This is a genomic window from Rhodoplanes elegans (assembly GCF_016653355.1).
In the GTDB taxonomy this organism is placed as follows: domain Bacteria; phylum Pseudomonadota; class Alphaproteobacteria; order Rhizobiales; family Xanthobacteraceae; genus Rhodoplanes; species Rhodoplanes elegans.
Genome location: NZ_NHSK01000180.1, coordinates 22,172 through 29,279, shown reverse-complemented (window position 1 = coordinate 29,279; position 7,108 = coordinate 22,172). Strand labels below are relative to the sequence as shown.

Sequence of the window (7,108 nt, the reverse complement as noted above, 5' to 3'; positions counted from 1 at the left end):
TGCGAGTGGCCGCCCGCGGCCCTCGGCATCGGGATCGGCATTGGAATCGGCTCGATGATCCGCCGGCCGTCCTACGGCCCGGGCCCGAGCCGGGTCACCCCGGGCGGCCACTCGCACGGCCCGTCCGGACCGACCGGGGGCGGCATGCGCGGCATCGGCTCGTCCGGCGGTGGGATGCGCGGCGGCTACGGGCGGTAGCGCGGTTCGAAAGGCTGCCGAGGCCGAGTGCCTCGTGTCCCGGACGCGTTGCAGCGCGAAGCGATGCAGCGCGAGCCGGGACCCAGGAGCCCAGGCACGGAGCGGTGGGGACCTGTCGCGGGTCGACGGCGAAGCCCGTCGCGGCGCCCCTGGGCCCGGCTCTGCGGCGTATCGGGCCGTCGGCCCGATACGCCTTGTCCGGGGCACGGGGCCGAACTCCCGGTGGTCGTCAGCGAACTCGATAGCGCCTCGCGCAGATCGCCGGCTCACGCCTCGATGCGGTCCCAGCCTTCGGGGCCGAGGCGCTCCTGGGGGAGGAAGCGGGCCTTGTAGTCCATCTTGCGCGAGCCGTTCACCCAGTAGCCCAGATACACATAGGCGAGGCCCATGGCGCGGGCGCGGGCGATGTGGTCCAGGATCATCAGCGTGCCGAGCGAGCGGCCGGCCTCCTCCGGCTCGAAGAACGAGTAGACCATCGACAGCCCGTCCTTGAGGACGTCGGTCAGGCTGACGGCCAGAAGCTCGCCGCGGCGGCCGAAGCCGTGCTCGCCGCCGCGCCGCCGATACTCGACGAGGCGGGTGTCGACATGGCTGTCCTCGATCATCATGGCGTAGTCCAGCACCGTCATGTCGGCCATGCCGCCGTCCTGGTGGCGGGCGTCCAGATAGGCACGGAAGACGCCGTACTGCTCCGAGGTCGGCACCGCGACCCGCATCTCGCCGGCGAGGTCGCGGTTGCGCTCCAGCACCCGGCGCAGGTTGCGGGTGGGCCGGAACTCGTCGACCAGCACCCGCACCGAGACGCAGCCGCGGCACCCTTCGCAGGCCGGCCGGTAGGCGATCGACTGGCTGCGGCGGAAGCCGCCATGGGTGAGGAGGTTGTTGAGGTCGCCGGCGCGCTCGCCGACCAGGTGGGTGAAGACCTTGCGTTCCTCGCGGCCCGGCAGATACGGGCAGGGCGACGGCGCCGTCAGGTAGAATTGCGGCGTGTCGCGGGAATGCTGGGTCACGCGGCGGACCTCGCGCCGGCCGGCAGGGCGCCAGCAGGCAGGCGAGCCGATGCCGGCCGCTCCGCTCGACCCGGATTCGACGACTTTCGACCGGCGCTCCCCTCTGCAACCCGGGCGCCGACGCCCACCCCGCAGACCATCATCGCCTTCAGCAACCAGTGCCTTCAGTATCCAGTGCCGCTCCGCGACCGAACTCCATCCGGTGTCCCGGACACGTCAGTATCCGAGGCCGGCCGCTCGCAGGCGCGCCGCCCGCGACCCGTTGTTGATCACAACGGTACCGAGCAGGATATCATGGAGAAGGCGTCGCCGGTGATTGAAAAAGCACACCAGCAGGACGAGCGGCGACAGGGCCGACACCGACACCCAGAACAGCACGGCGTGTACGGTCCCGAGGAGGAAGGTCGACGGCGCCCCGTCGCCCTGGCGCATCTGCAGGTCGACCATGCGCATGCCCCAAGTGGCGGTTTCCGGCCCGCCCAGCGTGGTTCCGTAGTATAGAAGGGCCCAGATCACGGTCGCCGGACCGGCGAGCCAGAACAGCGCCCACCCCAGGCCCAACGTCACGATCCCGAACAGGAAGACGGCGATCGTGGCCACGGCCACCGGAACGAACAGGATGACGACGTCGATCATGAACGCGATGACGCGGCGCATGAGCACGCCCTCGAATCGCTCGGGATCCCGGAACGGGTCGAGCAGCGGCGGCGCGGAACGGGGCAGCTCGGAGTACGCCATGGGGCTCCTCGCAAGGGTCCTGGTCGACAAGGACTTTCGGCCGGCGCAAGACCGGCGCCCATCCAGATGGCCGTGCCGGACCACCCCCGCAAGTGGGGCGCGCGGCCCCGCCGCGGCGACTATCGGGATCGTGAGGACGCAGCCATGAGCCCCGCCGTGACGCTCGCCGCCGTCGAAGCCGCGCGAAAGCTGCTGAAGGGGCAGGTGATCGCCACCCCGATGCTGCCGGCGCCGCGGCTCTCGGCCCTCACCGGGGCCGAGGTGTTCGTGAAGTACGAGAACCTGCAGGTCACCAACTCGTTCAAGGACCGCGGCGCCTATGTGAAGCTGGCGCGGCTCGACGACACGGCGCGGGCGCGCGGCGTCATCGCCATGTCGGCCGGCAACCACGCCCAGGCGGTCGCCTATCACGCCCAGCGGCTCGGCGTGCCGGCCACCATCGTGATGCCGGAGACGACCCCCTTCGTGAAGGTCGCGTCCACCAAGGCGTTCGGCGCCACCGTGGTGCTGGACGGCGAGACGCTGGCCGACTCGCAGCGCCGCGCCGAGGCGATCATCGCCGAGCAGGGGCTCACCCTGGTCCATCCCTACGACGACCCGGACATCGTCGCCGGGCAGGGGACGATCGCGCTCGAGATGCTCGAGGCGGTGCCGGACCTCGACACGCTGGTGATCCCGATCGGCGGCGGCGGCCTGATCTCCGGCAACGCCGTCGCGGCGCGCGGCGTGAAGCCGGACATCGAGGTGGTCGGGGTCGAGGCGACGCTCTATCCGGCGATGCGCAACGCGATCAGCGGCGAGACGCGGCCGGTCGGCGGGCCGACGCTCGCCGAGGGCATCGCGGTCAAGAATGTCGGCCGGCTCACCCGGCCGATCATCGAGGCGCTCGTCTCCGACATCGTGCTGGTCGACGAGGCGCAGCTCGAGCAGGCCGTCAACGCCTACCTGACGCTGCAGAAGACCATGGCCGAGGGAGCCGGCGCCGCCGGCCTCGCCGCCATGCTGGCGCGGCCCGAGCGGTTCCGCGGCAAGCGGGTCGGGCTCGTTCTGTGCGGCGGCAACATCGACCCGCGCATCCTCGCCTCGATCATGGTCCGCGAGCTCGAGCGCCAGTCGCGCATCGTCTCGATCCGGCTGACGATTCCGGACCGCCCGGGGGTGCTCGGCGCGATCGCGACGCTCCTGGGCGAGCACGGCGCCAACATCCTCGAGGTCGTCCACCACCGGCTGTTTCTCGACGTGCCGGCCAAGGGCGCCAAGGTCGACGTGACCGTGGAGGCGCGCGACCGCGCCCACGGCCGCGAGATCGTCGAGGCTTTCGCCGCGAACGGCTACGAGCCGGAGCGCATCCAGACCGTCAAGGCGATCGAGTAGGGCGGCGTCCGCCTCACAGCGGCTGGTTGCGCTCGATCTCCCACGGCTGCAGCGTCATCACCGGGGCCGACGAGGCCTCGGTGGCGATCTCCGGGCGCGGGCGCGGCAGCGGGACTCCGATCACGGACGGGCGGGTGCGCGGGAGCGGCACGGCGCCGTCGAGCGGGGCGGCCGCGCCGTCGTCCGCCATATCGGAGAGGCCGGCCGCCAGCGGCGGGGCGCCGAGCGCGCCGGTGACGTCGTGTGTCGAGGCCGAGGCCAGCACGGTCACGGGTGGGGGCGCCGCGGTGATGTCGGCGGTCTCGGCGGAGGCGCCGGGGTCGGCGGGCGCCGCGGCAGGCCGCGACGGCTGGGCGACGGCGATCGCAGAGGGCGCGCCGCTCGGCGGAGACGTCGTGTCCGGCGTGGGCTCGGCAGTGATCGCCGGGATCGCGGCGACGGGCTCCGCCTCGGCTCCCGCCGGAGGCGGCGGCGATACCGCAACCGGCGGCGCCGGCATGTCCGGCACGGCTCCGACGGAGGCGATCGTGAGGGACGACAGGGTGGGTGGCGCACCGTCGCGGGCCGCCACCAGGGCGGCGGCGACGTCGCGCAGCGGCGTCGGCTGCGCCTTCAGGATCGTGTTGGCGGCCACCACCCAGACCCCCAGGCCGCCGACGGCGACCACGAGACCCGCGATCAGAAGCCGCGAGCCGCGCCCGGCGTGCTCCCGGCCCGTGTTGCGCCGGCCCGGCCTGCGGCGGCCGGTATAAGGTTCATCGGCACTGCGGTACGGCATGTCCCCCCTCCGCAAGCGAGTCGCGCGCTGGTGCCTGCGGGCGCAGGCGGGAGCGTCGCGGCACGACGGCGAGGGACGCCCGAGCGGGCGGAGCCTCTTTCTCAGCGAACGGTCAGAACAACCTGCCCTTCTTCAGCTTTTCCGCCACGCGCGGCGCGAAGTAAGTGAGGATTCCGTCTGCCCCCGCCCGCTTGAAGGCCATCAGGCTTTCGACCATGGCCTTCTCGCCGTCGAGCCAGCCATTGCTGGCGGCCGCCATGATCATCGCATATTCGCCAGAGACTTGGTAGACGAACGTCGGGTGCGAGAAAGTATCCTTGATGCGCCGGACTATATCCAAATAGGGTAGCCCGGGCTTCACCATCACCATGTCGGCGCCTTCCTCGAGATCCAGCTCGACCTCGCGCAGCGCCTCGTCGGAATTACAGAAGTCCATCTGGTAGGTGCGCTTGTCGCCGGTCAGCGTGGTCGACGAGCCGACCGCGTCGCGGAACGGGCCGTAGAAGCACGAGGCGTACTTGGCCGCGTAGGCCATGATCTGGATGGCGTCGTGGCCGGCGTCGTCCAGGCCCTGGCGGATGGCGCCGATGCGGCCGTCCATCATGTCGGACGGGGCGATGATGTCGCAGCCGGCGTCGGCCTGCAGGATGCTCTGCTGCACCAGCACGTCGACCGTCTCGTCGTTGAGGATCACGCCGTCGGCGAGCAGCCCATCGTGGCCGTGGCTGGTGTAGGGATCGAGCGCGACGTCGCAGAGAATGCCGATGTCCGGCACCGCCTTCTTGATCGCCTGGACGGTGCGGCAGACGAGGTTCTCCGGGTTGAGCGCCTCGGAGCCGGTCTCGTTGCGCAGCGCCGGGTCCGTGTAGGGGAACAGGGCGAGGCAGGGGATGTCGAGGGCGGCGGCCCGCTCGGCGTCGCGCACCGCCTGGTCGACCGAGATGCGCTCGACGCCGGGCATCGACGGCACGGGGATGCGGACATTGTCGCCGTCGACCAGAAACAGCGGCCAGATCAGGTCGTTGGCCGACAGGGTGTTCTCCCGCACCATGCGCCGCGCCCAGTCGGTCCGGCGGTTGCGGCGGGGCCGGTGGATCAGGTCGAGGGCGTCGGCGCGGGGCGCGTCCTGCGGCTTGGCCGGCACCACCCGGACCTGCGACTCGAGCGGACGCCCGTACTTGATGGCCATGGCTCTTCTCCGTAAGTGTTCTCGGCGCGCAATGATTTGCCCGCGTTCTAGCGCGTTCCGGACCGGTGTTCCATGTCCTTGACACTGCTTACGCCTGACAGTCGTACCGGACCGCGCCGCCCCCCGCGAGGCGGGACGCCTCGCGCGATGCGTGGGGCGGTGCCGTGAGCGACCCCTCGGGCGCCGGCCCGATCGAGCAGCTCGCCCCGGTCCACGCCGAGGATTACCGGCCCGACCGCGAGGGCTGGGCCTGGTGGCTGGTCGTGTTCCTGCGGGTCGCCGCCGGCCTCGCGATGATCAAGGGCCTCTACCACTGGTCCGCCGTGTGCGGCTTCGGGGCGCGGCCGGGCGAGGGGTTCGACGCCCAGTCGCTGTCCTGGCAGACCGCGACCGTGTTCTTCGCCGTGATCGACCTCGTCGCCGCGGTCGGGCTGTGGCTCGCCGCGCCCTGGGGCGCCGTGGTGTGGCTCACCGGCTCGGTGACCATGATCGTCGTGCAGGTCTTCTTCCCGCTGATCTATGGCTTCCACTGGATCGTGGTGGTCGGCCTCGTCGCGATGATCGGCGCCTACCTGTTCTTCGCTGTGATGGCGGCGAGAGAGCAGCCGGCCTGACGGGGCGGAGCGGGCCGCCAGCCGTCCTCCCGGGACGGACGTTTGTCGCAGTCGATGCGTTGCTATAGCCTTACGCGGCTAGACGGTTCCTGCCTCCCTGTCGCGCCGGCACCATCCCTGCGCCGCGCGCTCCTCGTCCGACGTCCCGAGTCTTTCGACGCCGCGAGACATCGCGGGCGTCCTTCCCGAGGGTCGAGATCATGGTCCGATCGTCTCGTCCGGCCGTCGCCGCCGGTCCGGCTGCTTTAGTCCTGTCCGCTGTGCTCTTCGCCGTCGCCCCCGCCCGGGCCGAGTTTCCCGACAAGCCGATCCGCGTCGTCGTTCCGTTCTCGGCCGGCGGCGCCGTGGACATCGTCACGCGGCTCGTGACCCAACGCATCACCGAGGAGCGCGGCTGGCGGTTCGTCATCGAGAACAAGGCCGCGGCCGGCGGGATCCTCGCGACCGACACCGTGGCGAAAGCGGCGCCCGACGGCTACACGCTGCTGATCGCCACGCCCAATCACACCATCAATGCCGCGCTCAAGCCGAAGCAGCTTCCCTACGACTGGGAGCGCGACGTCGTCCCGGTCTCGATCGTCGCCGAGGTGCCGGAGCTCTTGGTCGCGCACCCGGCGGCGCCGTTCTCGGACTTCGCCGGCTTCGTCGCCTACGCGACCAAGAATCCCGGCAAGCTGAGCTATTCGTCGGCCGGCAACGGGACGCTGCCGCACCTGACCATGGAGCTGCTGCTGCGCCGGGCCGGCGCGCAGGTGCTGCACGTACCCTATCGGGGCGCGGCACCGGCCCTGACCGACCTGTTGGCCGGCGTCGTCCAGCTCAAGCTCGACACCTACGCGACCAGCAGCGCCCACGTGGCGGCCGGCCGGCTGAAGGCGCTCGCCTTCGCCAGCCCGCGCCGCTCGCCGCTGATGCCCGACCTGCCGACCGTCGCCGAAAGCGGATTCCCGGGCTACGAGGGCGTGCTGTGGATCGGCCTGATGGCGCCGGCCGGAACGCCTCCGGCGATCGTCGAGGCGGTGGCGCAGGCCAGCGCCGCCGCGGTCGGGTCGGACGCGCTGGCGGACCGGCTCACCCGCGAGGGCATCGAACGGGTCGGCAGCACCCCGGCGGCGTTCGCCGCACGCATCACCCGCGAGGTCGAGCAGTGGCGCGAGCTCGCGCGCGCCAGCAACGTCACCATCGATTGAGACCAGGGAGCCACCGC

General features: G+C 71.5%; 7 protein-coding genes and 1 pseudogene. 4 read left to right on the top strand and 4 right to left on the bottom strand.

Features of this window, described 5'->3' with window-relative positions:
* Window positions 1-198, top strand: a pseudogene (locus CCR97_RS22220) (hypothetical protein); the annotation flags it as partial.
* A 266-nt stretch (window positions 199-464) separates the two neighbouring features.
* Here the strand turns inward: CCR97_RS22220 and CCR97_RS22215 are convergent.
* Both CCR97_RS22215 and CCR97_RS22210 read right to left on the bottom strand, forming a co-directional pair.
* The gene (locus CCR97_RS22215) at window positions 465-1,208 is read right to left on the bottom strand and encodes an arginyltransferase (RefSeq protein ID WP_111356623.1); all 744 of its coding nucleotides are present in this window, start codon (window positions 1,206-1,208) and stop codon (window positions 465-467) included.
* A 216-nt stretch (window positions 1,209-1,424) separates the two neighbouring features.
* Entirely contained in the window at window positions 1,425-1,946 is a 522-nt protein-coding gene (locus tag CCR97_RS22210; protein ID WP_111356622.1) for an RDD family protein, read from the bottom strand.
* A 144-nt stretch (window positions 1,947-2,090) separates the two neighbouring features.
* Here CCR97_RS22210 and CCR97_RS22205 point away from each other — a divergent pair, with 144 nt between their 5' ends.
* Window positions 2,091-3,320 carry a threonine ammonia-lyase gene (locus CCR97_RS22205; protein WP_111356627.1) on the top strand — a complete coding sequence of 410 codons (1,230 nt, stop codon included), beginning with the start codon at window positions 2,091-2,093 and terminating at the stop codon, window positions 3,318-3,320.
* A gap of 13 nt (window positions 3,321-3,333) precedes the next feature.
* Here the strand turns inward: CCR97_RS22205 and CCR97_RS22200 are convergent, their stop codons facing one another.
* Together CCR97_RS22200 and hemB are read right to left on the bottom strand one after the other, a co-directional pair.
* Complete coding sequence (locus CCR97_RS22200) at window positions 3,334-4,098, bottom strand: hypothetical protein (protein ID WP_111356621.1); 765 nt, start codon at window positions 4,096-4,098, stop codon at window positions 3,334-3,336.
* Window positions 4,099-4,210: 112 nt separating this feature from the next.
* Window positions 4,211-5,287, bottom strand: a complete 1,077-nt coding sequence (gene hemB, locus CCR97_RS22195) for a porphobilinogen synthase (protein ID WP_111356620.1) — start codon at window positions 5,285-5,287, stop codon at window positions 4,211-4,213.
* Between the two features lie 164 nt (window positions 5,288-5,451).
* On the opposite strand from hemB, the gene CCR97_RS22190 reads away from it, so the two are divergent.
* A complete protein-coding gene (locus CCR97_RS22190; RefSeq protein ID WP_111356619.1) occupies window positions 5,452-5,901 on the top strand; it encodes a DUF6163 family protein in 450 nt (149 codons plus the stop codon).
* A 200-nt stretch (window positions 5,902-6,101) separates the two neighbouring features.
* A complete protein-coding gene (locus CCR97_RS22185; protein ID WP_111356618.1) occupies window positions 6,102-7,091 on the top strand; it encodes a tripartite tricarboxylate transporter substrate binding protein in 990 nt (329 codons plus the stop codon).
* The last annotated feature ends 17 nt before the right edge of the window (window positions 7,092-7,108 follow it).